The organism is Nocardioides sp. NBC_00368 (assembly GCF_036090055.1).
Taxonomy (GTDB): domain Bacteria; phylum Actinomycetota; class Actinomycetes; order Propionibacteriales; family Nocardioidaceae; genus Nocardioides.
In genome coordinates this window covers 1,599,169-1,623,568 of sequence record NZ_CP107970.1, presented here as the reverse complement: position 1 = coordinate 1,623,568, position 24,400 = coordinate 1,599,169, and the positions used below count along the sequence as shown (strand labels likewise).

Below are 24,400 nucleotides of genomic sequence, written 5' to 3'. Positions count from 1 at the left end.
CACCCCCACGTCTCGGGGGCTCATCTCCCACGCCAACGACCCTCGGAGTCGCCATGTTTGAGCCAGTACCGGACCAGGTCGGCGGTTCGCTCGTCCTGAGCGCCCTGTGCGGCGCCCTACCGCTGATCACCATGTTCGTCCTCCTCGGCGGGCTGAAGATGAAGGCCTGGCAGGCCGGCCTCATCTCGCTGACCGTCGCTCTGGTCGTCGCCGTCGCCCTCTTCGAGATGCCGGTCGACGACGCGATCCTGTCCGCTGCCCAGGGCGCGCTGCTCTCGGGCTTCTTCCCGATCATGTGGATCGTCATCAACGCGGTCTTCGTCTACAACCTGACCGTGCACACCGGCCACTTCGACGTGCTGCGCCGGGCGTTCAGCAAGGTCAGCGACGACCAGCGGATCCAGGCGCTGATCATCGCCTTCTCCTTCGGTGCGCTGCTGGAGGCCCTGGCCGGGTTCGGTACGCCGGTGGCGATCACCGTGGTGATGCTGATGGCGATGGGCTTCAAGCCGGTCAAGGCGGCCGCGGTCGCGCTGATCGCCAACACCGCCCCGGTGGCGTACGGCGCGATGGCCTCGCCCATCAACGCGCTCTCGGACCAGACCGGGTTCAGCGTCGAGGCGCTGGGCGCGATGGTAGGCCGCCAGACACCGGTCCTGGCGGTGGTGGTGCCCCTCATCCTGGTCTTCGTGGTCGACGGCAGGCGCGGCCTCAGGCAGACCTGGCTTCCGGCGCTGCTGTGCGGCCTCGGCTTCGGCATCGCCCAGTTCGTCGCGTCGAACTACATCTCCGTGCCGCTGGCCGACATCGTCGCCTCGCTCTTCTCGGTCGTCGTGGTCGTCGGTCTGCTGCGGGTCTGGCAGCCACGCGAGAAGGTCCCTGCCGAGTCGCTGGTCGGCGCAACCGCCGGTTCGTCCGGCGGCGCCGCGTCCGGCGCTCCGTCCGGCGCTCCGTCCGGCGCTCCGTCCGGCGCCGCGTCCGGCGACGGCGGTGGCGAGGTGCGCGACAGCAGCAGAGAGGTCTTCAAGGCCTTCCTGCCGTACGCGATCATCATCGTGATCTTCGTGATCGTCAGCGTCCCCGCGATCAAGGAAGCACTGGCCCACCGCCCGTTCACGCTCTCCGGGACCGACTACACCCCGACGGTGGTCTTCCCGGGGCTCGGCGACGTCGCCGGTGCTCAGGGCGGCTTCAAGTTCGACTGGTTCCCCGCGGCCGGCACGATGCTGCTGCTCTCGGGCCTCATCACCGCGATCTGCCTGAGGATCCGGCCGGGCGCGGTCGCGACGACCTACCGCGACACCTACCGCCAGCTCGCGCCGGCCATCGTCACCGTGATGGCCGTGCTGGGCCTGGCGTACGTCATGAACTTCTCCGGTCAGACCGGCTCGATCGGCGCCTGGCTGGCAGGAACCGGCAGCGCGTTCGCCGTCCTCTCGCCGATCCTCGGCTGGCTCGGTGTGGCGGTGACCGGCTCGGACACCTCCTCCAACGCCCTCTTCGGTCTCCTCCAGGTGACGACGGCGAAGGAGGCCGGGCTGGACCAGGTGCTGATGGCCGCCTCCAACTCATCGGGCGGTGTGCTCGGCAAGATGGTGAGTCCGCAGAACCTGGCCATCGCTGCGGCGGCCGTCGGCATGGCCGGCAAGGAGGGCGAGATCTTCCGCAAGGTCTTCGGATGGAGCATCGCCATGCTGGCCTTCATGTGCGTTCTCGTCGCCCTCCAGTCGACTCCTGTGCTGGGTTGGATGGTTCCCTGAGCCCTTACCGTCCGAGGCTCTTCGGGGTGTCGTGCCCGGGGAGCAGGCTGCTGCGAGCCAGATGCTTTGATGTCCAAGTAGTTGGATACTATGGTGTCCAAGTAATTTGAGACCCGTGACCGACCTGTGAACGAGGAGCTGGGATGGATCGGATTGGCGTGATCGGTGGCGGGCTGATGGGCTCGGGGATCACCGAGGTGTGTGCTCGTTCTGGGCTGGACACCGTCACGGTGGAGATCAGTCAGGAGGCGGCGCAGGCCGCCGAGGCGAAGGTCCGGGGGAGTCTGGAGCGCGCGGTGAGCCGCGGCAAGCTCAGCGAGCAGGACATGGCGGGGGTGCTGGAACGCATCACCTTCACGACCGATCTCGGCCGGTTGAGCGACCGCGACCTCGTGGTCGAAGCAGCCTCCGAGAGGGAGGACATCAAGCTCGACCTGTTCCGGACGGTCGGGGCGCTGTTGGAGAAGGACGACGCGATCCTGGCGTCCAACACCTCCTCGATCCCGATCGTGAAGCTGGGTGCGGTCTCCGGCCGGGCGGCGAACGTGATGGGCGTGCACTTCTTCAACCCGGCGCCGGTGATGCAGCTGGTCGAGCTGATCCCGAGCCTGACCACCTCGCCGAAGACTCTGGAGCGGATGCAGACCTTCGTCGGGAAGACGCTCGGCAAGCAGCCGATCGAGGCGACCGACCGGGCGGGCTTCGTGGTCAACAGCCTGCTGGTGCCCTACCTCCTCAGTGCCGTCAGGATGTACGAGGCGGGCTACGCCTCCGCGGCCGACATCGACAACGGGATGGTCCTCGGCTGCGGCCATCCGATGGGCCCGCTGGCGCTCTCGGACCTCATCGGCCTCGACACCGTCCGGGCGATCGGCATCTCGATGTACGAGGAGTTCAAGGAGCCGCTCTACTCGCCGCCGCCGCTGCTGGACCGCATGGTCGACGCCGGTCTCCTCGGCAAGAAGTCCGGCCAGGGCTTCTACGCCTACTGAGCCCGCACACGTGAGTGGAGTCCGCATGTCCGACCAGTACCCGTTGTTCGCCCTCTCCGAGGAGCACCAGGAGATCCGCAAGGCGATCCGTGAGATCTGTGATGCGAAGATCGCGCCGGCTGCGGCTGCGGTTGATGAGGAGGCTCGTTATCCGCAGGAGGCGCATGATGCGTTGATCGAGACCGAGTTCTTCGCGCCGCATGTGCCGGAGGCGTACGGGGGTGTGGGTGCGGATGCGCTGGCGACGGTGTTGGTGATCGAGGAGATCGCGCGTGCGGATGTGTCGGCCTCGTTGATCCCGGCGGTGAACAAGCTGGGGTCGTTGCCGGTGCAGATCGGTGGGTCGGAGGAGCTGAAGAAGAAGTATCTGGGTGCGCTGGCCGCGGGGCAGGGCAACTTCTCTTACTGTCTCTCTGAGCCCGATGCGGGCTCGGATGCGGCGAATCAGAAGACCCGGGCCGTACGCGACGGCGACTTCTGGGTGCTCAACGGTGTCAAGCGGTGGATCACGAATGCGGGGGTCTCGGAGTACTACACCGTCCTCGCGGTCACCGACCCTTCGATGCGTTCCAAGGGGATCTCCGCGTTCGTGGTCGAGAAGTCCGACGAGGGCGTCTCCTTCGGTGCCCCGGAGAAGAAGCTCGGGATCAAGGGATCCCCGACCCGCGAGGTCTACTTCGACAACGTACGCATCCCCGCCGACCGGATCATCGGCGAGGAGGGCAAGGGGTTCACCTATGCGATGCAGACCCTGGACCACACCCGGATCACGATCGCGGCCCAGGCGGTGGGTGTGGCGCAGGGTGCGCTGGACTATGCGCTGGGCTACATCAAGGAGCGCCAGCAGTTCGGCAAGCCGATCGCGGAGTTCCAGGGGGTGGAGTTCATGGTCGCGGACATGGGGATGAAGATCGAGGCCGCCCGCCAGCTGACCTACGCGGCCGCGGGTCGTTCGGAGCGGGGTGACAAGGACCTGACGTTCTTCGGTGCGGCTGCGAAGGCGTTCGCCTCGGATGTGGCGATGCAGGTGACCACGGATGCGGTCCAGCTGCTGGGTGGGTATGGGTTCACGCGTGACTATCCGGTGGAGCGGATGATGCGTGATGCCAAGATCACCCAGATCTATGAGGGCACCAACCAGGTCCAGCGGATCGTGATGGCCCGCCAGCTCCTCGCCGGCATCCAATCGACCCTGTGACCTACGCGGGTCGGGAACGTTCAGGTTGGGTCGCTGGTCGGCCGCCCGGGCCTTCCTGGTCGAGGAGTGTCCCGAGTGCGGCGTCGACGATCTCGAGGAGCCTGTCGCGGTCGAGGCCCTGGTTGGACTGCGCCGACAGCCCGTGCCAGAGCGTCTGCACGAGCGCGGCGAGCGTCGACGGATCCACGCCGGGTCTCAGTCGGCCCGCGTCGCGGGCTCGCTCGATGCGCTCCCGGAGTAGCTGCTCGTTGGAGGCGTGCAGGTCGCTCACGTAGGTGCGGGTGTCGATGGTGTCGGGCATGTCCGTCATCGCGGCACTGCTGATCAGGCAGCCCGGGTGACGGGCTCGGGGCTGGGTGAACTCCTCGACCGAACGACGCAGGAGCCGCTCGAGGACATCGCCGAGCTCGGGTTCAGCGCAGGCCTCGGCATAGATGGTCCGGTAACGCTCCGCAAAGGTGCGGACGGCCTCCTCGAAGAGACCGGCCTTGCTGCCGAACGCGGCATAGATGCTCGAGGTGGACATCCCGAGAGCGGAGCTGAGCGCGCGCGTGGTCGTGCCGGAGTATCCCCGGCTCCAGAAGAGCCGCGCGGCGGCCAGCACCGCATCGTCGCGGTCGAACATCGGCGGACGTCCGAGGGGCCGGGAGCTCATGAGTTGAATTATAGAGCGCTCGCTTCATAATAGGAGTTATGGAGCGTACGTTTCAGAAAACTGTCCCGACCACCGACGGCGGTTCGCTCACCGTCGATGTCTACGGAGACGGGGAGATTCCCGGTCTGCTCGTCGTTCCCGGTGTCATGAGCGATGCCCACGGGTGGCGGCACGTCGCCAGGGCCACGACCCGGTGGCCGTCGGTCTCGATCATCAACCGCCGCGGGCGTTTCCCTTCTGGCCCCCTCGGCGAGGGCTATTCGATCCGGACCGAGGTCGACGACCTGAAGGCAGTGATCGAGCAGGTCGGTCAGCCGAAGGACATCTTCGGCTGGAGCTACGGCGGTCTCGTCGCGCTCCTGCTCGCCTCCGAGCAACCGGTCGAGCACGTCATCGCGTACGAACCGGTCGCGCCCGGGTTCGGTGCAGATGCGCTGCCGTCCCTGCAGGAGGCGGACGAGCGCGGCGACCGGGACCGCAGCGTCGAGATCGTGAATCGGCAGGTCTCGGGGTTCTCGGCGGAGCACGTCGAGAACCTCAGGTCCGACCGCAGCGCGTGGGCGATGCTGTGTCGGCTCAGCGAGCCCCTCTACGCCGAGCTCGGCGCCCTCACCCGGGCGGAGATGCCGGGGACGTTGGGGTCGCGGGCCGGCGTGATCGGCCTGATCATCGGCGAGCACAACGTCGGCATCGGGCCGTACGGGACATCCTTCGAGGAGATCAGAGCCCGGATTCCTGATCCCGGGGTCCATCGCCTGCCCGGTCAGGGCCACCTCGCCCACGTGGACGCCCCGGAGGCGCTCGGGGGAATGCTCGACTCCCTCGCCCGTGCCGGCAGGGGCTAGCCTCCAGGGCATGCGAGGCAGCGTCATCGTCCTGACCGGTCCGCCGGGAGCGGGCAAGTCGACCACGGCACGTGAGCTGGCCGGCGGGTTCGACAAGGCCGTGCACCTGCACACCGACGACTTCTGGCACTACATCGTCGCTGGCATGATCCCGCCGTACCTGCCCGAGTCGCACGAGCAGAACCAGACCGTGGTCCACGTGATCGCGACCGCGGCCTACGGCTACGCCGAGGGCGGGTTCACCGTGGTGGTCGACGGGATCGTCGGGCCGTGGATGCTGGACCACTACCGCAGGGGACTCGAGGAGCACCCCGGCCTGTCCGTTCACTACGTGGTGCTCCGGCCGGACCGCGAGGAGACCCTGCGTCGAGCACAGGCACGCAGCGGTCCCGACGCGCTGGTCGAGGAGGGACCGGTCCTGCTGCTCTGGGACCAGCTCGCGGACCTGGGTGAGCTGGAGCGCCACGTGATCGACACCAGCCGCCACTCACCCGAGGAGACCCTTCGGGCGGTGGCGGACGCCGTGGCCGGCGGAGACTTCCTGATCTGAACCCGGCCGACGCCGTCCCACCAGCACGTTCACCGGTGGGACGGCGGGTCGGCACCGCGGTCCTCACGGGGTCGCGAGCGCCTCCGTCGGCGAGAGCCGCGCCGCCCGCGCCGCCGGGTAGAGGCCTGCGACGCAGCCGACCAGCAGGGTCGCACCGAGGCCACCGCCCAGCGCCCAGGGCGGGATCACCGGGGTCCACCCCTGTGTCAGGGCGTACGCCAAGGTGACGACCCCGCCGATGGCCACCCCCGCGAGGCCGCCGAGCAGCGAGAGCAGCAGCGACTCGGTCAGGAACTGGGAGCGGACCTGGCCACGGGTCGCACCCAGCGAGCGCCGCAGACCGATCTCGGCGCGCCGCTCCAGCACCGAGATCACCATCGTGTTGGCGACGCCGACGCCACCGACCACCAGCGCGACCGCGCCGATGCCGAGCAGCAGGGCGGTGAAGGCCTGGTCGGCCGCCTGCTGCGCCTCGAGCGCGTCGGAGGGCTGGGCGACGTCGACCTCTCCGGGGGCTTCCGGATTGGCGGTGGCGCCGAGCACCTCCTGGACCGATTCCACCTGGTCCGGCGCGGCTCGGGCGTAGAGGGTGGTGGGATGCCCGTCGAAGCCGAGCACCTCCTGGGCGGCCGGCCAGCCGATCAACGCCCCGGAGTCGATCTCGGGCACCAACGGCGAGGGCTCGAGGATCCCGACGACGGTGAACCACCTTCCCCCGACGAGGATCTGGACCTCGGGGCTCGGTGAGGTCACGCCCAGCCGCTCCGCGGCCGCGGAGCCCAGCACCACTGCCGGATACTGCGCGGTCGAGTCGTTCAGCCAGGTCCCGGCGGCGAGCTCGGTGGAGGTGGTCTCGAGAAGGTCCGTCCGGGCTGCGTACGCCGCGATCCCCTTGGTCTCGGCCGCAGGGATCTTGTCGGACCGGTAGACCCTGACGTCGGGCACGACGCCGATGGCGGAGACGTCGGTGACCGGGCCGATCCGGCCGACCATCGACTCCGCGGACAGCGGCAGCACCGCCTGCTGGCCCATCATGGTCGTCCCGTTCTGCGCGCTCAGCAGGTTGGTGCCGAGCGCGTCGAGCTGAGCGTCGAGGTCGGCGCGCGAGGACGAGGAGATGCCCACGACCGCGATCATCGCCGCGATCCCGATCGCGATCCCCAGGGAGGAGAGGAAGACCCGCATCGGGCGGGTCCGCAGCCCGGCGGCCCCGACCCTCAGTCGGTCGCCGGCGCTGAGCCGGCCAGGTGTCAGCGTGCTCATCGGAGACCACCCACCAGCGACACCGAGGAGCTGTCGGAGACGATCCGGCCGTCGCGGATCCCGATCTGTCGTGGCAGTGATCGGGCGATGTCGTGGTCGTGGGTGATGATCACGACGGTCGTGCCATCGCGATGAAGGTCCCGGAGGAGCTCCATCACCCCGGCCCCGGATGCCGAGTCAAGCGCGCCGGTCGGCTCGTCGGCGAGCAGGAGCGCGGGACCGCCGGCAACTGCCCGGGCGATCGCCACCCGCTGCTTCTCACCGCCGGAGAGCTCGTGCGGCCGGTGGGTCAGCCGGTGACCGAGCCCGACCCGGGTCAGTGCCTGCGAGGCGAGGTCGCGGCGCTCCGTACGCCGTCGGCCGCTGTAGAGCAGCCCGTCGGCGACGTTGTCGAGGGCGGTTGTCCCCGGGGCGAGGTGGAACTGCTGGAAGACGAAGCCGATCCGGCTCGCCCGCAGTGCGGAGAGCTGGGCATCCTCGAGCGTGCGCACGTCGTGCCCGGCGATACTGACCCGGCCCGAGGTCGGCCGGTCCAGGGTGCCGAGGATGTGCAGCATCGTCGACTTGCCCGATCCGGAGGGGCCGACGACGCCGACCAGCTCACCGGCATCGATCCGGATGCTGGCACCGTCCAGGGCCCGCACGCCGCCGGCGTACGACTTGTGCACGTCGGTCAGCTCGATCATCGGCTCACTCACCCGGCACCCCTACGACGGTCCCCTCGGTGATGCCCTCGCCTGAGATCTCGACCCGTCCGCCCGAGAAGAGGCCGGCCTCGACCGGGACGTACTCCGTGGTGCTGCCGTTGACGACCTCGACGCCGAAGCCACCCTCGGCGAGGGCGACGAGCGCAGCGACCGGGACCGTGAGCACGTCCTTGCGCTCGCCCGCGGTGAAGGCGACGTCGACGGCCGCGGCGTCGTAGGCAGCGGCGGCCTCGCGGCCCTTCTTCTCGGTCAGCACCGCTACCACCTCGAGCGTGGTGGTGGACTCGCCGTCGTCCCCGCCGCCCCCGCCGGACTCCTCGGACACCTTCGTGGCGGCGTCGGTGACCTTGCCGGCGGCCCGGGTGCCGTCGGGAAGGGTCACCTCCACGGCGGCACCCACCTCGGCCATCCGCCGGTCGGCGGGGTCGAGGGTCACCGTCACCGACGGCACGGTGTCGGTCACGGACAGCACCGGACCACCGTTTCCTGCCTGGTCGCCCAGGCTCGCGGAGAGGCTGCCGATCCTGACCGCGGCAGGCTGGACGACGACGTCGCCGGTCCGGACCGTCCCGGTCTCCTCGACGCCGAGATCCTCCTGCCACTCCGCGACGGCGTCCGCGGTCGCGTCGGTGTAGTCCTCGTCGACGTCGAAACCGCGATGGCCCAGCGCCCAGAGGTTCTTCTCGAGCTGCTTCACATCCGCGCCCTCGTCACCGGGGGCGAGGTCTCGCCACGCGGGAACGGTGCCGTAGAGCAGGGGTACGGGGGTGGCGTCGACCTCGAAGAGCGGTTCCCCGCGGCGTACGACCTCTCCTTCGTCGGGAAGGGCCGTGACGGTGCCGGGCCTGCGGGAGCTGATCGGGACGAGGGTTCCGTAGCCGAGCGTGCCTCCCTCGGTGACCTCGTCGGTGAGGGTGCCGCGGGTGACCTCTGCCGTCGCCGGGGGGAGTGCGTCCGGAGTGGTGGAGCCGTCGCCGCGGTCGGCGTAGGCATAGGCACCGGCCGCCGTTCCGGCGACGGCGAGCACGGCGAGGCCGACCCCGGCGATCTTGGCGGCACGCCGCGGGCGGCCGGGTGGCGTCAGCGCGTCCCCGGGCACCGAACTGCCGGCCGGCTCCGTGTGCAGGGGTACGTCGTCGATCTCGGTCACGAGCTCTGCCCCTCCTGCGCCTGGGAGCGAGCGCTCTCCATGATGTCGCGACAGGCCTCCTGGGCCGCCTCGAACTGCGGGTCCTCGCCGATCTCCGGGGTGATCTGCATGCCCATCTGGCCCGGCTCGGGGTCGGGGAAGTCCTCGACCCCGTTCTCCCGCATGCACTCGGCCATCTCCAGCATCGCCTCGCGCATCTCGGGGTTGTCGGCGCCCATCTGCCCCTGCGGGGCGTACTCCTGGCAGGCCTCCATCGCCTTCTGCACCGTCTCGCGATCGACCTGCTGGCCACCGCCACCGAACTTGAGCTTCAGCCCTTCACCCGGCGCCGGGTCCTCGACCTCGAGACCGTGCTCGCGCAGGCACTTGGTGAACTTCAGCATCTGCTCGCGGTCGCCGCCTTCACCGCCTTCGTCTCCGGCCGCCGCGCTCGTATCGGAGTCGGCGGTGCTGTCGCCGCCGGCCGACGCGATCCCGCCGGTGTCGTCCCCGCCGCACGCGGTCAGGGTCAGGCCGAGCGCGACCAACGCCGCGGCGGTGAGTCTTCGGGTGAGCATGGATTCTCCTCGAGTCGGGTGTGATGGCGCCGGCCCGGGCTGGGTGGCGTCCGGGCCGGCGGCTCCAGCCAACTCGTGGATGCGTTTCCCGGTGATCTGGTACGGGTTAACGTCGAGGAAATGCCGTACGCGGCAGGCTGACCGGTCCGGAGGGACCGGTCATGAGCCGGGTCATGAGTCGAGTCATGGGTCGAGAAGGAGTGAGGCGATGCGGGTGCTGGTGGTCGAGGACGAGCCACAGCTGGCGGAGTCGGTCGCCGAGTGGCTGCGTCAGCAGAGCCACGCCGTCGACGTCGCGCTCGACGGCGGGCAGGCGTTGGAGCGGGTCGGCGTCAACGAGTACGACGTGGTCGTCCTCGACCGCGACCTGCCCGTCGTCCACGGCGACCAGGTCTGTCACCAGATCGTCGGGTCGGAGTCCAGCGCACGGGTCCTGATGCTGACGGCCGCGGCCGACGTCACCCAGCGGGTCGCAGGGCTCGCCCTCGGCGCCGACGACTACCTCACCAAGCCGTTCGCGTTCCCCGAGCTCGCCGCCCGGGTGCTGGCCCTCGGGCGGCGATCGCGCCAGGCGGTGCCGCCGGTGCTGCGCCACGAAGACCTGACCCTCGACCCCAGCCGCCGAGAGGTGTTCCGCGGCGGCCGCTACGTCCCGCTCGCACGCAAGGAGTTCGGTGTCCTGGCCGAGCTGATGATGGCCGACGGTGCGCCGGTCTCTGCGGAGCACCTGCTGGAGAAGGTGTGGGACGAGCACGCCGACCCGTTCACCAACGCTGTGCGGGTCACGCTCCACAAGCTGCGCCGCAAGCTGGGTGATCCGCCGTTGGTGGAGACGGTCACCGGCGTGGGGTACCGGCTGCGATGAGGATCCTGCCCAACCGCCTGAGCCTGCGATCCCGGCTCACGCTCACCTACGCCGGGCTCTTCCTGCTCGCCGGTGGGTTGCTGCTCGCGGTGACCTATGGCCTCTTCGTCAACCAGCTCGATTCGGGCGGGTCGATGATCGTGAAGGCGACCCGGCTGCCCGGCCCCGGCGACGACCCGGACGCGCTCCAACAGCTGCTCGACACCACCTACGTGGAGACGCAGAAGGGCGACGTCCTCACGGGTCCGCAGGCGCGGGACTGGCTGCTCGCCCAGCGGCAGGAGCTGCAGAGCGCGGCAGCGGAGTCGCTGCTGATCCAGGGGGCGATCGCCCTGGTGGTCGTGCTGATCATCGCCTGCGTGCTCGGCTGGTTCATCTCGGGCCGGGTGCTCGCCCCGCTCCACACGGTCACGGCCACGGCTCACCGGATCTCCGCAGTTCCGGCCGCCGACATGGGTCTGGGGGAGCGGATCGAGCTGAAGGGTCCCGACGACGAGGTCAAGGAGCTGGCCGACGCGTTCGACGCGATGGTCGGCCGGCTGGACCGGTCCTTCGCCGGGCAGCGCCGGTTCGTGGCCAACGCGTCCCACGAGCTGCGTACGCCACTCACGGTCGGCCGGGCGATGGTGGAGCTGGCGATGCATCGGCCGGACGCCTCGGCGGACCTGCGTACGCTCGGTAGCGACCTGCTGGCTCTCAACGCCCGGCACGAGGCGCTCATCTCCGGCCTGCTCGACCTCGCCGGCGCCGAGAACGGGCCGATCGACCGCCAGCCCGTTGATCTCGCCGACATCGTCGAGCACGTCGCCGACCTCACCGGCCCTGAGGCCGAGTCGGCGGGCGTCGAGGTCCGCACGGACGTGGGGGAGACCCCCACCTCGGGTGACGCCATCCTGCTCGAGCGCCTCGTCGCCAACCTGGTCGAGAACGGCATCCGTCACAACGTCGCCGACGGATGGGTGGAGGCACGATGCCGATACGCCGACGAGCACGCCGAGGTCGTCGTCACCAACACCGGTCCAGAGGTGCCGGCGTACGAGGTCGCGGAGCTGTTCCAGCCGTTCCGCCGCCTGGACCGCGACCGGGTCGTCGTCGGCCGGGGAGTGGGTCTGGGACTCTCGATCGTCGAGGCGATCGCGCGGGCGCACCACGGCTCGGTCACGGCCCGGCCGCGAGAGGGCGGCGGACTCGTGGTGCAGGTGCGTCTGCCGGGCTAGCGGCGGTACTGGCCGCCGACCTCGAAGCGGTCGTCGAGCGCCTGCGTGCCCGGGTCTTTCGGCCGGTTCGTACCGCTGGTGAGGCAGATGGCGAAGACGGCATCGCGAACGCGCGCCGACAGCTCCGGATCGCCGAACCGGTCGGGCTGGGAGAGGATGCTCAGCGCGACCCCGGTGTTCGCCGAGAGGATCATCTGTGCGGCTTCTCGGCTCGGGATGCGGAGCGCTCCGGCGACGGCGCAACGGTCGAGCGCCTCGGTCAGGAGGACGAAGATCCTCCCTGCTGCGTCCGGCATCTTGGGCATGGCGGGGGAGAACATGAGTCGGTAGAGCGCCGGGTTGGCGGCCGCGAAGTCGAGGTAGTCGTCCCAGCAGGCATGAAGGTCTGTCACCGGGTCGGCCGTGTGTTCGCGGGAGCGTTTGCGTTCGATGTAGCGGTTGAACGCCTCGTCGATCACCGCGCTGAGGAGTCCGTTCTTGTCGCCGAAGTGTCGGTACAGCACGGACCTTCCCACACCCACGGCTTCGCACACCTCTCTGATCGAGACGTTGCGAATGGGGGAATCCTCCAACAGCCGCCGAGCCGCCTCGATCATGGCTGCCCGCATCTGCCCGGCCGGTGCGGGCGTGGGGTGGAGGTTCGTCACGAGTGTCTCTCCTTGGCACGTGGCGACGCGCTGTTGGTGGGGGAGGGAGGGCACACGAGCCTGCCATAGGCACGGGACTAGCCGGGCAGCGAGGACCGTATGTGTCGGCGAGCCGTCAGCTGGCGCGTGGCACAGCGCCGCGGTGGCGGAGCGCCGCGGCGGGTCGATCCTACGATGCCCCCGGGGACTGGTCTGGAAGCGCATCGCGTGACCCCGAACACTGCTGAGCTGAAGAGCTCTCGTGAAGGACGCCAGCGCCTCGCGGATCTTCCGGGAGACCAGACGCTGTGCAGGTCAGCCGGTCGTCGTTGCCGGGAGAACTCGACCAAAAGCAGCCGCCCGCCGGTTGAGGCGGGCAGCCCGCGGCCGGGATGACCAGCACACGGGCCTCTCCGACCTGATCGGCGATCTCCTTCCCCACCATCCCGAGAGGTCGTGAAATGCGAGAAACCCCAGGTCTCCCTGGGGTTTCTCTCTGTGCGCGAGGGGGGACTTGAACCCCCACCCACTAATACGTGGACTAGCACCTCAAGCTAGCGCGTCTGCCTATTCCGCCACCCGCGCGCAACAAGAAGAACATTATCAGGAGGGGCCCCCGGTGCCGAATCGGGGCACCTCTCCAGACAGGGTCCCTGGTCAGCCCGGGATCGGACGGGCGGAATGGGAATCAGGTGGACCCATGTGGAGGCGTGGGGCACGCTGGAAGCGGCGAGGGAACGGGCCCTCGAACAGGTGGAGGTGGGTCCATGCTCTCTTTGATCGTGATGATCGGGTTCCTCGCAATCGTCGGCGCGCTCGGCGCCGTCGTGGTGTCGTCGGTGCGAAGCGGGCACGGCGACAGCGCGACGGATCTGGACGGCGACGGGGTGCCTTATGACAGCGTCGAAGCAGTCGGGCGGACGAAGGCTGAGGAGGAGAGAGCCCAGGCAGGGAGCCTGGACTCGCTCGGAGATGCAGGTGGACCCGGTCCGAGCACAGCTGAGGTCGAGGCGGCTCGTCGGCTCGATGAGGATACGCGCCGGCGCCGCGAGGGCTGAGCGCGCTGGGCCGGCGTTCGACCAGGTCCGGATCAGGCCGGCACGAGGGCGCGGGCGGGGTGGTTGCTGGTGACCATCCAGACGCGCTTGTCGTAGACGAAACGACGCAGCCGGCCGGGGTTGTCGACGGTCCAGACGAGGACCTTGATGTTGCGGCGGTGGGCCCAGCGCAGCAGCCAGACGTCGGCGAGGCGGTGCTCGACGACGACGAGGTTGGAGCGGCAGCGGCGGATGCGGCCCTCGGGGAAGAACTCCGAGAGCTTGAGGCGGACGAGCTTCAGCGGGTGGTGGCGGAAGTCGACGCCACCGAGGGAGAGACCGACCAGAGTGGAGGGGGAGCGGAGGTCGGCCCAGTCGCGCAGGACGCGTACGGACTCGTCGACCATCGTGGTCACGATGAAGCTCTCCCTCATCACCTCGAGCGCGATCTCGGCGGCGTCGACCTCGTGCGGGAGCCCGAGGTGGTTCGACGGCGAGGCGAACTTGAGGTCGATGTGGGCGTGCTTGCCGTGGGCGGCGAGCAGCTCGAGGGCCTCCCGGTAGCGCACCAGGCGGAATGGCGCGAGCCTGGAGAGCGCGGCGTACGTCCTGTCCGCGATCCTCACCCTGCGGCCGATGCGGTCTCGGATGTGGCCGTCGTGATGCAGTACGAACTCGCCGTCACGGGTGCGGTGGACGTCGAACTCGACGTAGTCGACCTCCATCCGGACGGCCTCCTGGAGCGACTCCCAGGAGTTGTCACGGTGCCCCGACTGGCGCGCGGCGGCGCGGTGAGCGGAGAGGAGGGCACGCTTCTGCATGCGCCCATGGAAACCCACGCATCCGACCACGACGAAATCCTTTGCCATCGCATAGGTGGACGTCAGGCGGCTGTTTGTCGTCACCGGTCGATACGGTGGCGGTATGACCAGCGCCGAGACCGAGGTCGTCGACCTCTGCCGTGACCTGATCCGCATCGACACCAGCAACTACGGCAACGACCCGGGACCGGGGGAGCGGAAGGCGGCCGAGTACGTCGCGGCGCAGCTCGACGAGGTCGGGATCTCCTCCGAGATCTACGAGTCCGAGTCGGGCCGGGCCTCGGTCGTCGCGCAGTGGGGCGGGGTCTCGACAGGCTCGACCACCGCGCGGACGGACGGGCTGCTGCTCCACGGCCACCTCGACGTCGTCCCGGCCGCGGCCGAGGACTGGCAGGTCGACCCCTTCTCCGGGGAGATCCAGGACGGGTACGTCTGGGGCCGCGGTGCCGTCGACATGAAGGACTTCGACGCGATGCTGCTCGCCGTCGTCCGCGAGCGTCAGCGCACCGGCCGGATCCCCGAGCGCCCGATCACGCTGGCCTTCACCGCCGACGAGGAGGCCGGCGGGATGAAGGGTGCCCACGTGCTGGTCGAGGACCATCCCGACCTGCTCGCGCACTGCACCGAGGCGGTCGGCGAGGTCGGCGGCTTCTCGACCACGGTGAAGGGACGCCGTCTCTATCTCATCGAGGCGGCCGAGAAGGGCATGGCCTGGATGAAGCTGACCGCCCGCGGCACCGCCGGGCACGGGTCGATGATCAACCGCGACAACCCGATCACCCGTCTCTCCGGCGCGATCGCCCGTATCGGCGCCCACGAGTGGCCGGTGCAGCTGACTCCGACGATGCAGACGCTGCTCGCCGCGGTCGGCGAGATCGCGGGGGAGGAGCCGACGCCGGAGAACGCCGAGCGGCTCGTCGAGGAGTTCGGCCCGGCGGCCCGGATGATCGGCGCCACCCTGCGCAACGTCACCAACCCGACGATGACCAGCGCCGGCTACAAGGTCAACGTCATCCCGACCGAGGCCACCGCCCACGTCGACGGCCGCTTCCTGCCCGGCTTCGAGGACGACTTCTTCGAGACGCTGCGCAAGCTGTGCGGTGAGGGGATCGACATCGAGTTCGACCAGAACCAGATGCCGTGGGAGACCCCCTACGACGGCGCCCTCGTCGCCGCCATGGAGCGCTCGCTGGTCGCCGAGGACCCCGACGCGCTGGTCGCTCCCTACCTGATGTCCGCCGGCACCGACGCGAAGCACTTCAAGCGGCTCGGGATGAGGACGTACGGGTTCGCGCCCCTGCGGCTCCCCGAGGATCTGGACTTCACCGCCCTCTTCCACGGCGTCGACGAGCGGGTGCCGGTCGACGCGCTCCAGTTCGGGGCGCGCGTCATGGACCGGTTCCTGGACCAGGTCTGAGGACTGAAGCGCCGAGTCGGCTCGAACTGACGAGGATCAGCGCCGAGTCGGCTCGTCATGACGAGCCGACTCGGCGAGGCTTTCGGTCAGGACGAGCCGACTCGGCGACGGGTCAGGGGACGAGGGCGGTGAGGGTGTCCCTGCTCAGCGCGGCGACCTCGGCGTGGCCGGTGCGGTGGGCCCAGGCAGCGACGGAGATGGCGTCGCGGACCTGGAGCCGGTGCCAGGCCTCGGGCTCGCGCGGGTCGGAGCCGTAGCCCTCGCAGAACGCCTTCTCGAAGGTGTCGTTGCGGACGAAGTCCTGCGCGGAGAGCCGGGAGAGGTCGTAGAGGGCCGGACGGAAGGCGAAGCGGCCGGAGTCGATGACGCGCAGCGTGCCGTTGTCGAGGACCCAGCTGGTCGGCTGCCAGTCGCCGTGGGTGGGTACGAGGACCGTGGTCGGCGTCGGCCACGAGGTGATCTCCGTGCGGAGGCGCTCGACGAGGTCGTCGTCGAGACCCGTGCCGTCGAGCCAGGCGAGTGCGCGCTCGTTGAGCTCGGGCTCGTAGTCCTCGTCCTCGACGCTCGCCTGGTCGTGGAAGACGGCCAGCAGCTCGCCGGCCTGGCGGTAGATCTCGGGGTCGTGGATGGCGGCCGAGGTGCTGGCCGGCTCGCCGTCGAGATGGGTCATCACGATGATCCGGGCTTCCCGGTCGGCCTCGACGAGGCTCGGCGCGCGGCCGGCCTCGGTCCAGGGGGCCAGCCAGCTGCGGAAGGCCGCGAGCTCACGGTCGATGTGGCGTACGCCTTCTGCCGCGGTCTTCACCAGGAACCGGTCTTTGCCGGCAGAGAGCACGAGGGCGGTGGTGCCGGCGCGATGCAGCTCGCTCCGGTCGAGGACCAGCTCGGCTCCGGGGAGCCACCGGTCGAGGAGGTCGCGCTGGGCGGGGGTCAGGGTGTCGAGTGCCGAGATCACGGGCGGATCCTGCCAGCGCGACAGCGGCTCACGACACCGTGTCGCGGACGGATATCCGTGTTGTTGGCGCCTTGTTGGCGCCGCTTGTCCAGATCGACTCAGATCGGCCCAGATCGACTCAGATCGGCAGGACGACCTCGGCGTTGAACGTCTCGACCACGGGCTCGCCGGCGATGTTCGGCCCGATGCTGGTCAGGGTCGCGTTGCCGATCGGACCGATCCGCATCCAGGTCGCGGGCGGTGCGTTGAGCACCTGGCGTACGAACCAGGAGATCACGAACGCGTGCGTGACCAGCACGACTTCCGCGTCGTGGTGCTCGGACCAGAGCTTGTGCCAGGCGGCGGTGAGCTCGGCACCGTTGATGTCGCGCTCTGCCTCGGGGACGTCCTGGAACCACTCCCAGCGGTGGGTCGGGTAGTCACCGCTCCGTTCGGTCGACGGCACCGGGGTACGGTCGAGCAGAAGGTCGGAGGGCACCGGCCCGGCGCCGAGGTTCTCGGTGAGGATGGTGGCAGTCTCGGTCGTACGCCGGCTCGGGCCGTGCAGCACCTGACGGACTGGGCGGAACGCGAGTCGGTGGGCGAGCGCATGGACCTGGCGCCGGCCGAGCTCGGAGAGGCCGGGGTCGACCGTGTCCCCGCCGGCGGCTTCGCCGTGGCGTACGAGATGGATCACCCGCAGGACCCTAATGTCTGGACGCGCGACGAGCGCGCAGACGCGCTCAGACCGTCAGCCGCTGGCGGATGATCTTGCGCCGAAGCGTGACCCGGCGGGTGCCGTCGGCGGTGATCCGCACCCGGTCGAGCTCCCAGCCGCCGTGCTCGGCGCGCTCGACGAGGAGCTTGGTCACGATGTTGCGGGAGAACTCGCGCGAGAAGGTCACCTTGTCGTACTCCCACATCACTCCCGGGCGGGGTGGGCGGCGTTCGGCTCGAGCCATGCATGTCTCCTTCTGACGACTGCCTGGAGAACCAGTGTGCACACTCAGGTGTTCCCGCGGGCCGGTTCAGGCATGCTGGTCGAGGGCGCAGCGTCGCTGGATGACCCAGGCGACGGCCATCAGGACCGCCGGGACGACGGTGAACCCGACCAGCACGGCATCGACCGCCCCCGCGGTCTGTGGGACGCTCTCGCCGTCCACCGCCGCCGCGAACCCGCCGATGGCGAGGACCGCGGAGTAGACGTACGGCCCGACAGCGGTGCCGACCGCCTCGGTGGCGGTCCACACGCCCGTGTAGGCGCCGGCCCGGGACTGTCGGCGCCGCTCGGCGGCGGCCACGGCATCGGGGACCATCGAGAACGCCAGCAGCTGCAGGCCGGCGAAGGACGTACCGAGCAGGACGACGACCGTGACGGTCAGCGCGACCGGGATCCGGTCGCCGGCGACCAGGGCGAGCGTGCCGAGGACGAAGATCGCCTGGGCCAGCAGCAGACCCCGCTGTTTGCCGAGCCGTCGGGAGAGCCGCAGCCACAGCGGCGAGGTGACCATCGCCGGTCCGAGGAAGGCGCCCATCAGCACCGCGGTCAGACCCGAGCGGCCGAGCACGTGCTCGGCGTAGAACGGGACCGCGGCCAGCACGAGGTGGGTGGTCGCGCCGGTGAACAGGTAGGAGAGCACCAGCAGCCGGAAGTCGCGGTCGTCCCACGCCAGCCGCAGGTCGGCGAGGACGGACTGCGCGTGCGCCGCCGGCTCCCGGAACCCGCAGGTGGCGTTCAGCCGGCGTACGCCGCGGATGGCGATCACAGCGGTGGCCGCCATCACGACGGCGAAGACGAGCGCCATCCGGGTGTAGCTGCCCCGCTGCTCGTCGGCGACCAGGATCGGCGCGGCGACACCTGCAGCGAGCAGACCGACGGTGAGCAGCACCATCCGGACCATGAAGACGCGGGTGCGCTCGTGGTAGCCGACCCGCAGGTCCGAGGGGGTGGTCAGGTAGGGGACCTGGAAGGCCGCGAAGCAGATGTTGCCGACGATGTACCAGGAGGCGACCCACAGGGCGGCCGGCGTGCCGTGGAGATCGCCGGGGACGGTGAACATCGCGATCATGGCGAGCCCGAGCAGCAGACCCCAGTGCATCACGCCGCGGCGGTGACCGTGGCGGCGGGCCTCCCGGTCCGAGAGCGTCCCGAGCACCGGGTGGACGACCGCGTCGATGACCTTCGGCACCAGCAGCGCCAGCCCCGCGACCAGCGGAGCGACGCCCAGCGTGTTCGTCAGGAAGTAGAGCAGGAGCAGGCCGGGGACGGTGACCCACGCGCCCATGCCGAGCGAGCCCGTGGCGTACTGGACCAGGGGCAGGTTGCCGGCGCGTGCCGTCTCCTGCGCGGTCGTGGTCACGCGCCGGCCTCGGCGTGGCGCTCCACCGCGGGGGCGGCGAGCTCGGCCGTGCCGAACGCGCCGGACCGGATCCGAGCGGAGAAGGTGCGGGCCACGATGCGGTCGGTGAGCGCGGGCAGGTGGCGGGCGAGGAAGAGCTCCACCGCACCCCGACGGGTGGTCGGGAGGTCGCGCCGGGCCCGCCGGGACAGGCCGGCGCGCAGCACCGTCTCGACGACGCCCTCGAGCGGCTCGTAGGAGCTCATCCCCTCCAGCGAGAGGCCGGCGGCCGCGGTGGAGTCATGGATCGGGCTGCGTACGGCCGAGGGATAGATGCAGGTGACACCGACGTGGGTGCCGAGCTCGAGGCGGAGCGCGTCGGCATAGGCGACCATGGCGCGCTTGGAGGCGCCGTACGCCGCGGCGAGCGGAAGCTGCATGACGGCCATCCGCGAGGTCACCATCACCACCCGGCCGCGGGAGGCGACCAGGGCCGGTACGCAGGCGGCACTGACCCGCCAGGTGCCGAGCAGGTTGATGTCGAGCTGGCGGCGTACCTCGGTGCCCGGAGCCAGCTCGGCCGGCGCCGGCCCGCCGATGCCGGCGTTGTTGATCAGCAGGTCGAGCCCGCCGAGGCGTCCCAGCGCGGTGGTGACGGCGGCGGGGACCGCGTCGTCGTCGGTCAGGTCGCAGGCGATGACGGGCACCGGGTCGTCGTCGCGGGGCGCCACGTCGAGCCCGACCACGTGCGCTCCTCGGGTGGACAGCTCGGTGGCCAGGGCCCGTCCGAAGGTGCCGGAGGCGCCGGTGATCAGGACACGAAGGCCAGCGGCGTCTCGCAGGCTGCTCATGTGGTGACCTCATCGGGGGTGGCGGTGAATATGTTGGCGGGCCGCGGCTGCGGGGGGACCAGCCGCGACACGAAGGGGGAGGCGCCGGTATCCAGACGCTTTCGGCCGGCCTTCAGCTCGACCGGCACCGAGGCGAGATAGGCGTCGAAGTCGATCCGCATCGCCGGCCGCTTCTCGCCCCAGCGGGCGCGTGCCTCGCGCAGCGCCCGGTCGGCGATCCGGCGGCGCTCGGCCTCCGCCGGCAGGGCGTACGTCCCGCTGAGATGCGCCGCGACGAGCTTGGCCTGGGCCTCGACGACCGGCAGTGCGGACCCGGTCGACTGCATGAGGCCGACGAAGGCCAGGCTCGGGTCGTCGAGGTGGAAGACGCGGTGGTGCAGCGGCATCCGCTCCGGGTCCGTGCTGAGCCAGCGCTCCGAGAGGAAGGGAATGGTCACGCGGTAGCCGGTGGCCCACACGATCGTGTCGACCCTGTCGGTGCGGCCGTCGGTGAAGATCACGTGGTCGCCGTCGAGCCGCTCGATCCCGGTGCGGGGGACGACCTCGCCGTGCGTGAGCCGGTGCAGGATCGTGTCGCTGATCGTCGGGTGGTTCTGGAACAGCCCGCCCGCCGGAGCCGGGAGGCCGTAGTCCTCCGGGCGGCCCACTGCCACGCGCAGCATCGTCTCGGCCAGCCGCTGACGGATGCGCCAGGGGAGTCCCGCGATGGCGCCGCCGGTGGCATCGGCCGGGCGGCCGAAGAGGTACTTCGGGACGATGTGGACGCCGTGCCGGGCCGAGAGCAGCACCGGCGAGGCGGCGACGTAGGAGGCGTCGACGGCGATGTCCATCGCCGAGTTGCCCATCCCGACGACGAGCACGCGCCGGTCGCGGAAGACCTTCGCGTCGCGGTAGTCGTGGGCGTGCAGCTGCACGCCGGAGAACCTGCCCGGGTAGCCGGGCGCGGGCCAGCGTGGGTCCCAGTTGTGCCCGTTGGCGACGACCACCGCGTCGTAGCGTTCGGTCGTGCCGTCCTCGCAGGTCACCGTCCAGGCGCCACGGTCCGGGCCGGACTCCTCGCGCTCGACGCCGACGACGGTGGTGTCGAAGCGGATCCGCTCGGTCACCCCGAAGGTGTCGGCGTAGTCGGCGAGGTAGACGGCCACCAGCTCGGCCGAGGGATAGTCGACCCAGCTCGCCGGCATCGGATGGTCGGCGAACTCGGTGCGGCCCTTGCTGGTGTTGAGGTGGAGCGAGTCGTAGGCAGCCGAGAGGCCGCTGCTGTTGTGCTGGTTCCACAGCCCGCCCGGCCGGTCACCCTTCTCGTACGTCACGACCTCCGCCCCGACGTCGAGCAGCGCCTTGGTGGTGGCGAGACCGGCGGCCCCGGCGCCGATGACGGCGACGCGGGCGGACTTCCTCATGCGTACGTTCTCCTGGGTCGGGCCGGTGACGCGCCCCTATGGCGCTCGCCACAACCCTAGGGGTCGCCGACGGCAAGATCCCTGGACCTGATCACCGATCTGGGAGCCGGGATTGTGGCGGGCCACAATCCCGCGCGATGATCGCCAGGTGACGACCCGACCGCGCGACTGGGAGGCGATCGTCGACCTCATCGAACGGGTGCTGGCCGACGACGACCTGCTGCCCGCGGTCGTCGCCGCCGTGCGCGGCCACGTCGAGGAGTCGGCCACCCTGCCCGTCTCCGACATCACCGGCCACACCCGCCTCCTCCTCACCGCAGCCGGGCGCGCAGTGGCCGCCCGCCGCGCCCCCACCGAGGCGGAGCTGACCGTCGTCGAGCAGCTCGCCGTCAACCGCGCCCGCCAGGGGATCCCCATCGACGTCGTGCTCGGCTCGGTGCGGATCTCGGAGCGCGCAATCTGGGCGCGCACCCGCGAGCTGGCCGAGGAGGCCGGGATCGCGGCCGCTCATCTGCTGGACGCGCGCGAGCTCTACGACGACTGGGCCGACGCCGTGCGCACGCGGCTGATCCGTGCCCACCGGGAGACGCCCCGGACCAATGACGTCTGGGACCGGGACGCGGAGTCCCTGCGGCGGCTGCTCGAGGGCGGTTCCGCGGCTGCCCTCACCGCAGCCGAACGGGGCTTCGCCCCCGGCGCCGGGCTATGGGTGCTGGTCACCCGATCCGGTGACACCGCGTCCACCACCGCCGTGCGGCGGCTGACCGAGGGCACCGGACCCGGCCTCGCCGCGACGGTGGGTGACGCCCTGGTCGCGGTGGTGCCGAGCCAGCCCGCGTTGCGTCCCCAGGGGTCCGGTTCGGTCGTCGGGATCGCCGGCCCGGTGGCCGCGGAGGAGCTTGGCGTCGCCCACCGCCTGGCGGTGGCCACCGTCCCGGCCGCCGAGGCGACCGGTCTGACCGGGGCGGTGCACATCAGCGAGGTCGCTGCGGTGGCCGCGTTGACCTCCCGCCCCGACCTCACCGAGGCCCTCGCGCTGCGGCACCGAGCGGCGCGCCACGAGCTCGGGGCCGCGGCCGAGGCGGTGGCCCGGACCGTACGAGCCTGGCTCGAGGCGGATCGCGACACCGCCGCGGTCGCCCGCACGCTCTACGTCCACGAGAACACCGTCCGCAACCGGGTCCAGCGGTTCGCCGCGGTCACCGGGATCGACCCGCACCGTACGTTCGGGGCGATCTCGGCATGGTGGTTGTGCCATGCCTGGACGGTCGACTCCTGAGGGATCTCGCCGGACCGGCAGGGGTCAGACGGCGGAGACGTCGTCGAGCGCGAGCGCGATCTCGGGCGGGAGGGTGAGGTCGGCGACCTCCAGGGCCTCCTTGAGCTGCGCCGCGGTGCGGGCCCCCATGATCGGGGCGGTGACGCCGGGGCGGTCACGCACCCAGGCGAGCGAGACCTGCAGCGGGGTCCACTCCAGGCCCTCGGCGGCCTTGGCGACGGCGGTGACGATGCCGCGCGAGCGCTCGTCGTCGTAGACGTCCACCCGGGAGGAGAAGGTCGGGTCGGCCCCGCGGGAGTTCGACGGGATGCCGGTGCGGTACTTCCCGGTCAGCACACCACCGGCCAGCGGCGACCAGGCCAGTACGCCCATCCCCATCGCCCCGGCGGCCGGCATGACCTCGTACTCGACGTCACGGGCCAGCAGCGAGTACTCCACCTGCGTCGAGGCCAGCGTCGCCCGCCCCGGCACGGCCCGCTGCCAGGTGGCGGCCTGGGCGGTCTGCCAGCCGGTGTAGTTGGAGACGCCGACGTAGGCCGCGCGTCCGCTGCTCAGTGCCATGTCGAGCGCCGAGAGGGTCTCCTCGAGCGGCACCTCGGGGGACCAGACGTGCACCTGCCACAGGTCGACGTGGTCGACCCCGAGCCGGCGCAGGGAGGCGTCGAGGCCGGTCAGCAGCCGACCGCGGGAGGTGTCGACGCCTCGGCTGCCGCCGCGCCAGGTGATTCCGCCCTTCGTGGCCAGGACGACGTCGTCGCGGGCCATGACGTTCTCGGCCAGGAGCGAGCCGAGGAGCTTCTCGGAGGCTCCGTCGCCGTAGCCGGCGGCGGTGTCGACGAGCGTGCCACCGGCCTCGGCGAAGCCGGCCAGCTGCTCACGGGCCTCGTGCTCATCGGTCACGCTGCCCCAGGTCATGGTGCCCAGGGCGAGAGACGAGACTCGCAGCCCAGTGGCTCCGAGGAGTCGGCTCTGCATGAGGACAATCTATCGGTGCCCTCGGCGAGGCCCCGGTCGGACACGCTGACGTGACGGCGGACACAACGAGAGGGAGGCAGCGGTCCGGTGCCGCGTACGTGCCCTTTAGAGTTTGCGCCCGTGGATTATCTGCAGGCGATCGCACTGGGCATCCTTCAGGCACTCACCGAGTTCCTGCCCATCTCATCCAGCGCACACCTGCGCATCTTCCCCGAGCTGCTCGGCTGGGGCGACCCCGGTGCGGCGTTCACCGCCGTGATCCAGATCGGCACCGAGCTCGCGGTGCTGGCCTACATGGGCAAGCACATCTGGAGCATCATCTCCACCTGGTTCCGCAGCCTGTTCAACCCTGAGCTCCGCAGCCACACCGACGCCCGGATGGGCTGGTTCATCATCGTCGGATCGCTCCCGATCGTGATCATGGGGCTGTTGTTCCAGAACATCATCGAGAAGGACCTGCGCAGCCTCTACGTCGTCGGCACCATGCTCGTCGTGATGGGCATCGTGCTCGGCATCGCCGACCGGATCGGCGAGAACCGCAAGCGCTTCGACGACCTCTCCTGGCGCGACGCGATCCTGATGGGCTGCGCCCAGGCCTGTGCGCTGATCCCCGGCGTCTCCCGCTCGGGGGCGACGATCTCGATGGGCCGGGCGCTCGGCTACGAGCGGGCCACGGCGACCGAGTACGCCTTCCTGCTGGCGCTCCCGGCGGTCTTCGGAGCCGGCCTGTTCGAGATGAAGGACATCGCCCACGAGGACAACCTCTATGGCTGGGGCCCCACGATCGTGGCCACGATCGTCTCGTTCGTCCTCGGCTACGCGGTGATCGCGTGGCTGCTGAAGTACCTCTCGCGCAACACCTACACCCCGTTCGTGATCTACCGGGTCATCCTCGGTGTGGCGGTTCTGGTGCTCGTCGGCGTGGGTGTGCTCAGCGAGTGGTGATCGTGACAAACTCA

General features: G+C 70.4%; 25 protein-coding genes and 1 tRNA gene. 11 read left to right on the top strand and 15 right to left on the bottom strand.

The window, feature by feature from the left end; genetic code table 11:
* Nucleotides 1–53: 53 nt before the first annotated feature.
* The 3 genes from OG984_RS07745 (at nt 54) to OG984_RS07735 (ending at nt 3,950) form a co-directional block, all read left to right on the top strand.
* On the top strand, nt 54–1,760 hold the full coding sequence (locus OG984_RS07745; protein ID WP_328531008.1) for an L-lactate permease: 1,707 nt from the start codon (nt 54–56) through the stop codon (nt 1,758–1,760).
* Between the two features lie 143 nt (nt 1,761–1,903).
* Nucleotides 1,904–2,752, top strand: a complete 849-nt coding sequence (locus OG984_RS07740) for a 3-hydroxybutyryl-CoA dehydrogenase (RefSeq protein ID WP_328531007.1) — start codon at nt 1,904–1,906, stop codon at nt 2,750–2,752.
* A gap of 25 nt (nt 2,753–2,777) precedes the next feature.
* Complete coding sequence (locus OG984_RS07735; RefSeq protein ID WP_328531006.1) at nt 2,778–3,950, top strand: acyl-CoA dehydrogenase family protein; 1,173 nt, start codon at nt 2,778–2,780, stop codon at nt 3,948–3,950.
* A 1-nt stretch (nt 3,951) separates the two neighbouring features.
* On the opposite strand, the gene OG984_RS07730 is transcribed toward OG984_RS07735, so the two are convergent.
* Nucleotides 3,952–4,605, bottom strand: a complete 654-nt coding sequence (locus OG984_RS07730; RefSeq protein ID WP_328531005.1) for a TetR/AcrR family transcriptional regulator — start codon at nt 4,603–4,605, stop codon at nt 3,952–3,954.
* Between the two features lie 38 nt (nt 4,606–4,643).
* Between OG984_RS07730 and OG984_RS07725 the strand changes: the two genes are divergently transcribed.
* Nucleotides 4,644–5,450, top strand: a complete 807-nt coding sequence (locus OG984_RS07725; RefSeq protein WP_328531004.1) for an alpha/beta fold hydrolase — start codon at nt 4,644–4,646, stop codon at nt 5,448–5,450.
* 10 nt (nt 5,451–5,460) lie between these two features.
* Complete coding sequence (locus OG984_RS07720) at nt 5,461–6,000, top strand: AAA family ATPase (protein ID WP_328531003.1); 540 nt, start codon at nt 5,461–5,463, stop codon at nt 5,998–6,000.
* Between the two features lie 63 nt (nt 6,001–6,063).
* On the opposite strand, the gene OG984_RS07715 is transcribed toward OG984_RS07720, so the two are convergent.
* Genes OG984_RS07715 through OG984_RS07700 form a run of 4 tightly spaced genes read right to left on the bottom strand, consistent with a single transcriptional unit; the run spans nt 6,064 to nt 9,677 of the window.
* Nucleotides 6,064–7,263, bottom strand: coding sequence for an ABC transporter permease (locus OG984_RS07715; RefSeq protein WP_328531002.1), 1,200 nt, complete (start codon nt 7,261–7,263; stop codon nt 6,064–6,066).
* Entirely contained in the window at nt 7,260–7,949 is a 690-nt protein-coding gene (locus OG984_RS07710; protein ID WP_328532338.1) for an ABC transporter ATP-binding protein, read from the bottom strand. Before OG984_RS07710 ends, OG984_RS07715 begins: the two co-directional genes overlap by 4 nt.
* A 4-nt stretch (nt 7,950–7,953) precedes the next feature.
* Complete coding sequence (locus OG984_RS07705) at nt 7,954–9,120, bottom strand: efflux RND transporter periplasmic adaptor subunit (RefSeq protein ID WP_328531001.1); 1,167 nt, start codon at nt 9,118–9,120, stop codon at nt 7,954–7,956.
* On the bottom strand, nt 9,117–9,677 hold the full coding sequence (locus OG984_RS07700; RefSeq protein WP_328531000.1) for a hypothetical protein: 561 nt from the start codon (nt 9,675–9,677) through the stop codon (nt 9,117–9,119). The genes OG984_RS07705 and OG984_RS07700 overlap by 4 nt, the downstream gene beginning before the upstream one ends.
* A gap of 208 nt (nt 9,678–9,885) precedes the next feature.
* Here OG984_RS07700 and OG984_RS07695 point away from each other — a divergent pair, with 208 nt between their 5' ends.
* Both OG984_RS07695 and OG984_RS07690 read left to right on the top strand, forming a co-directional pair.
* A complete protein-coding gene (locus OG984_RS07695) occupies nt 9,886–10,542 on the top strand; it encodes a response regulator transcription factor (protein ID WP_328530999.1) in 657 nt (218 codons plus the stop codon).
* Nucleotides 10,539–11,759, top strand: coding sequence for a sensor histidine kinase (locus OG984_RS07690; RefSeq protein WP_328530998.1), 1,221 nt, complete (start codon nt 10,539–10,541; stop codon nt 11,757–11,759). The genes OG984_RS07695 and OG984_RS07690 overlap by 4 nt, the downstream gene beginning before the upstream one ends.
* Here the strand turns inward: OG984_RS07690 and OG984_RS07685 are convergent.
* Together OG984_RS07685 and OG984_RS07680 are read right to left on the bottom strand one after the other, a co-directional pair.
* Nucleotides 11,756–12,406, bottom strand: a complete 651-nt coding sequence (locus tag OG984_RS07685) for a TetR/AcrR family transcriptional regulator (protein ID WP_328530997.1) — start codon at nt 12,404–12,406, stop codon at nt 11,756–11,758. The two genes, OG984_RS07690 and OG984_RS07685, sit on opposite strands and share 4 nt — an antisense overlap.
* A gap of 478 nt (nt 12,407–12,884) precedes the next feature.
* Nucleotides 12,885–12,970, bottom strand: a tRNA-Leu gene (locus OG984_RS07680).
* A gap of 182 nt (nt 12,971–13,152) precedes the next feature.
* Between OG984_RS07680 and OG984_RS07675 the strand changes: the two genes are divergently transcribed.
* On the top strand, nt 13,153–13,443 hold the full coding sequence (locus OG984_RS07675) for a hypothetical protein (protein WP_328530996.1): 291 nt from the start codon (nt 13,153–13,155) through the stop codon (nt 13,441–13,443).
* A 32-nt stretch (nt 13,444–13,475) separates the two neighbouring features.
* Here the strand turns inward: OG984_RS07675 and OG984_RS07670 are convergent, their stop codons facing one another.
* On the bottom strand, nt 13,476–14,243 hold the full coding sequence (locus OG984_RS07670; RefSeq protein WP_328530995.1) for a glycerophosphodiester phosphodiesterase: 768 nt from the start codon (nt 14,241–14,243) through the stop codon (nt 13,476–13,478).
* Nucleotides 14,244–14,346: 103 nt separating this feature from the next.
* Here OG984_RS07670 and OG984_RS07665 point away from each other — a divergent pair, with 103 nt between their 5' ends.
* Nucleotides 14,347–15,660: a M20/M25/M40 family metallo-hydrolase gene (locus tag OG984_RS07665; protein WP_328530994.1), complete on the top strand. Its 1,314-nt coding sequence runs from the start codon at nt 14,347–14,349 to the stop codon at nt 15,658–15,660.
* Nucleotides 15,661–15,772: 112 nt separating this feature from the next.
* Here OG984_RS07665 and OG984_RS07660 read toward each other — a convergent pair whose 3' ends face one another.
* The 6 genes from OG984_RS07660 to OG984_RS07635 all read right to left on the bottom strand — a co-directional run bounded on the left by OG984_RS07660 (nt 15,773) and on the right by OG984_RS07635 (nt 21,187).
* Nucleotides 15,773–16,615: a phosphotransferase family protein gene (locus OG984_RS07660; RefSeq protein WP_328530993.1), complete on the bottom strand. Its 843-nt coding sequence runs from the start codon at nt 16,613–16,615 to the stop codon at nt 15,773–15,775.
* A gap of 118 nt (nt 16,616–16,733) precedes the next feature.
* Nucleotides 16,734–17,291, bottom strand: coding sequence for a histidine phosphatase family protein (locus OG984_RS07655; protein WP_328530992.1), 558 nt, complete (start codon nt 17,289–17,291; stop codon nt 16,734–16,736).
* A 46-nt stretch (nt 17,292–17,337) separates the two neighbouring features.
* Nucleotides 17,338–17,556, bottom strand: coding sequence for a DUF5703 family protein (locus OG984_RS07650; RefSeq protein ID WP_307785624.1), 219 nt, complete (start codon nt 17,554–17,556; stop codon nt 17,338–17,340).
* A gap of 66 nt (nt 17,557–17,622) precedes the next feature.
* On the bottom strand, nt 17,623–18,954 hold the full coding sequence (locus OG984_RS07645; protein ID WP_328530991.1) for an MFS transporter: 1,332 nt from the start codon (nt 18,952–18,954) through the stop codon (nt 17,623–17,625).
* The gene (locus OG984_RS07640) at nt 18,951–19,784 is read right to left on the bottom strand and encodes an SDR family NAD(P)-dependent oxidoreductase (RefSeq protein ID WP_328530990.1); all 834 of its coding nucleotides are present in this window, start codon (nt 19,782–19,784) and stop codon (nt 18,951–18,953) included. The genes OG984_RS07645 and OG984_RS07640 overlap by 4 nt, the downstream gene beginning before the upstream one ends.
* Nucleotides 19,781–21,187 carry a flavin-containing monooxygenase gene (locus tag OG984_RS07635; protein WP_328530989.1) on the bottom strand — a complete coding sequence of 469 codons (1,407 nt, stop codon included), beginning with the start codon at nt 21,185–21,187 and terminating at the stop codon, nt 19,781–19,783. The genes OG984_RS07640 and OG984_RS07635 overlap by 4 nt, the downstream gene beginning before the upstream one ends.
* Nucleotides 21,188–21,335: 148 nt before the next feature.
* On the opposite strand from OG984_RS07635, the gene OG984_RS07630 reads away from it, so the two are divergent.
* Complete coding sequence (locus tag OG984_RS07630; protein ID WP_328530988.1) at nt 21,336–22,466, top strand: helix-turn-helix domain-containing protein; 1,131 nt, start codon at nt 21,336–21,338, stop codon at nt 22,464–22,466.
* Nucleotides 22,467–22,490: 24 nt separating this feature from the next.
* Here OG984_RS07630 and OG984_RS07625 read toward each other — a convergent pair whose 3' ends face one another.
* On the bottom strand, nt 22,491–23,441 hold the full coding sequence (locus OG984_RS07625; protein ID WP_328530987.1) for an aldo/keto reductase: 951 nt from the start codon (nt 23,439–23,441) through the stop codon (nt 22,491–22,493).
* A gap of 120 nt (nt 23,442–23,561) precedes the next feature.
* On the opposite strand from OG984_RS07625, the gene OG984_RS07620 reads away from it, so the two are divergent.
* Nucleotides 23,562–24,386 (top strand): undecaprenyl-diphosphate phosphatase, encoded by an 825-nt coding sequence (locus OG984_RS07620; RefSeq protein WP_328530986.1) that lies wholly within the window; start codon nt 23,562–23,564, stop codon nt 24,384–24,386.
* The last annotated feature ends 14 nt before the right edge of the window (nt 24,387–24,400 follow it).

Excerpts from the sequence above, each read along its gene's own strand:
- OG984_RS07715 (WP_328531002.1), bottom strand. The coding sequence starts at position 7,263 with ATGAGCACGCTGACACCTGGCCGGCTCAGCGCCGGCGACCGACTGAGG.
- OG984_RS07745 (WP_328531008.1), top strand. The coding sequence starts at position 54 with ATGTTTGAGCCAGTACCGGACCAGGTCGGCGGTTCGCTCGTCCTGAGC.
- OG984_RS07670 (WP_328530995.1), bottom strand. The coding sequence starts at position 14,243 with ATGCAGAAGCGTGCCCTCCTCTCCGCTCACCGCGCCGCCGCGCGCCAG.
- OG984_RS07665 (WP_328530994.1), top strand. The coding sequence starts at position 14,347 with ATGACCAGCGCCGAGACCGAGGTCGTCGACCTCTGCCGTGACCTGATC.
- OG984_RS07635 (WP_328530989.1), bottom strand. The coding sequence starts at position 21,187 with ATGAGGAAGTCCGCCCGCGTCGCCGTCATCGGCGCCGGGGCCGCCGGT.
- OG984_RS07695 (WP_328530999.1), top strand. The coding sequence starts at position 9,886 with ATGCGGGTGCTGGTGGTCGAGGACGAGCCACAGCTGGCGGAGTCGGTC.
- OG984_RS07690 (WP_328530998.1), top strand. The coding sequence starts at position 10,539 with ATGAGGATCCTGCCCAACCGCCTGAGCCTGCGATCCCGGCTCACGCTC.
- OG984_RS07730 (WP_328531005.1), bottom strand. The coding sequence starts at position 4,605 with ATGAGCTCCCGGCCCCTCGGACGTCCGCCGATGTTCGACCGCGACGAT.
- OG984_RS07720 (WP_328531003.1), top strand. The coding sequence starts at position 5,461 with ATGCGAGGCAGCGTCATCGTCCTGACCGGTCCGCCGGGAGCGGGCAAG.
- OG984_RS07735 (WP_328531006.1), top strand. The coding sequence starts at position 2,778 with ATGTCCGACCAGTACCCGTTGTTCGCCCTCTCCGAGGAGCACCAGGAG.
- OG984_RS07710 (WP_328532338.1), bottom strand. The coding sequence starts at position 7,949 with ATGATCGAGCTGACCGACGTGCACAAGTCGTACGCCGGCGGCGTGCGG.
- OG984_RS07725 (WP_328531004.1), top strand. The coding sequence starts at position 4,644 with ATGGAGCGTACGTTTCAGAAAACTGTCCCGACCACCGACGGCGGTTCG.
- OG984_RS07650 (WP_307785624.1), bottom strand. The coding sequence starts at position 17,556 with ATGGCTCGAGCCGAACGCCGCCCACCCCGCCCGGGAGTGATGTGGGAG.
- OG984_RS07640 (WP_328530990.1), bottom strand. The coding sequence starts at position 19,784 with ATGAGCAGCCTGCGAGACGCCGCTGGCCTTCGTGTCCTGATCACCGGC.
- OG984_RS07625 (WP_328530987.1), bottom strand. The coding sequence starts at position 23,441 with ATGCAGAGCCGACTCCTCGGAGCCACTGGGCTGCGAGTCTCGTCTCTC.
- OG984_RS07700 (WP_328531000.1), bottom strand. The coding sequence starts at position 9,677 with ATGCTCACCCGAAGACTCACCGCCGCGGCGTTGGTCGCGCTCGGCCTG.
- OG984_RS07740 (WP_328531007.1), top strand. The coding sequence starts at position 1,904 with ATGGATCGGATTGGCGTGATCGGTGGCGGGCTGATGGGCTCGGGGATC.
- OG984_RS07675 (WP_328530996.1), top strand. The coding sequence starts at position 13,153 with ATGCTCTCTTTGATCGTGATGATCGGGTTCCTCGCAATCGTCGGCGCG.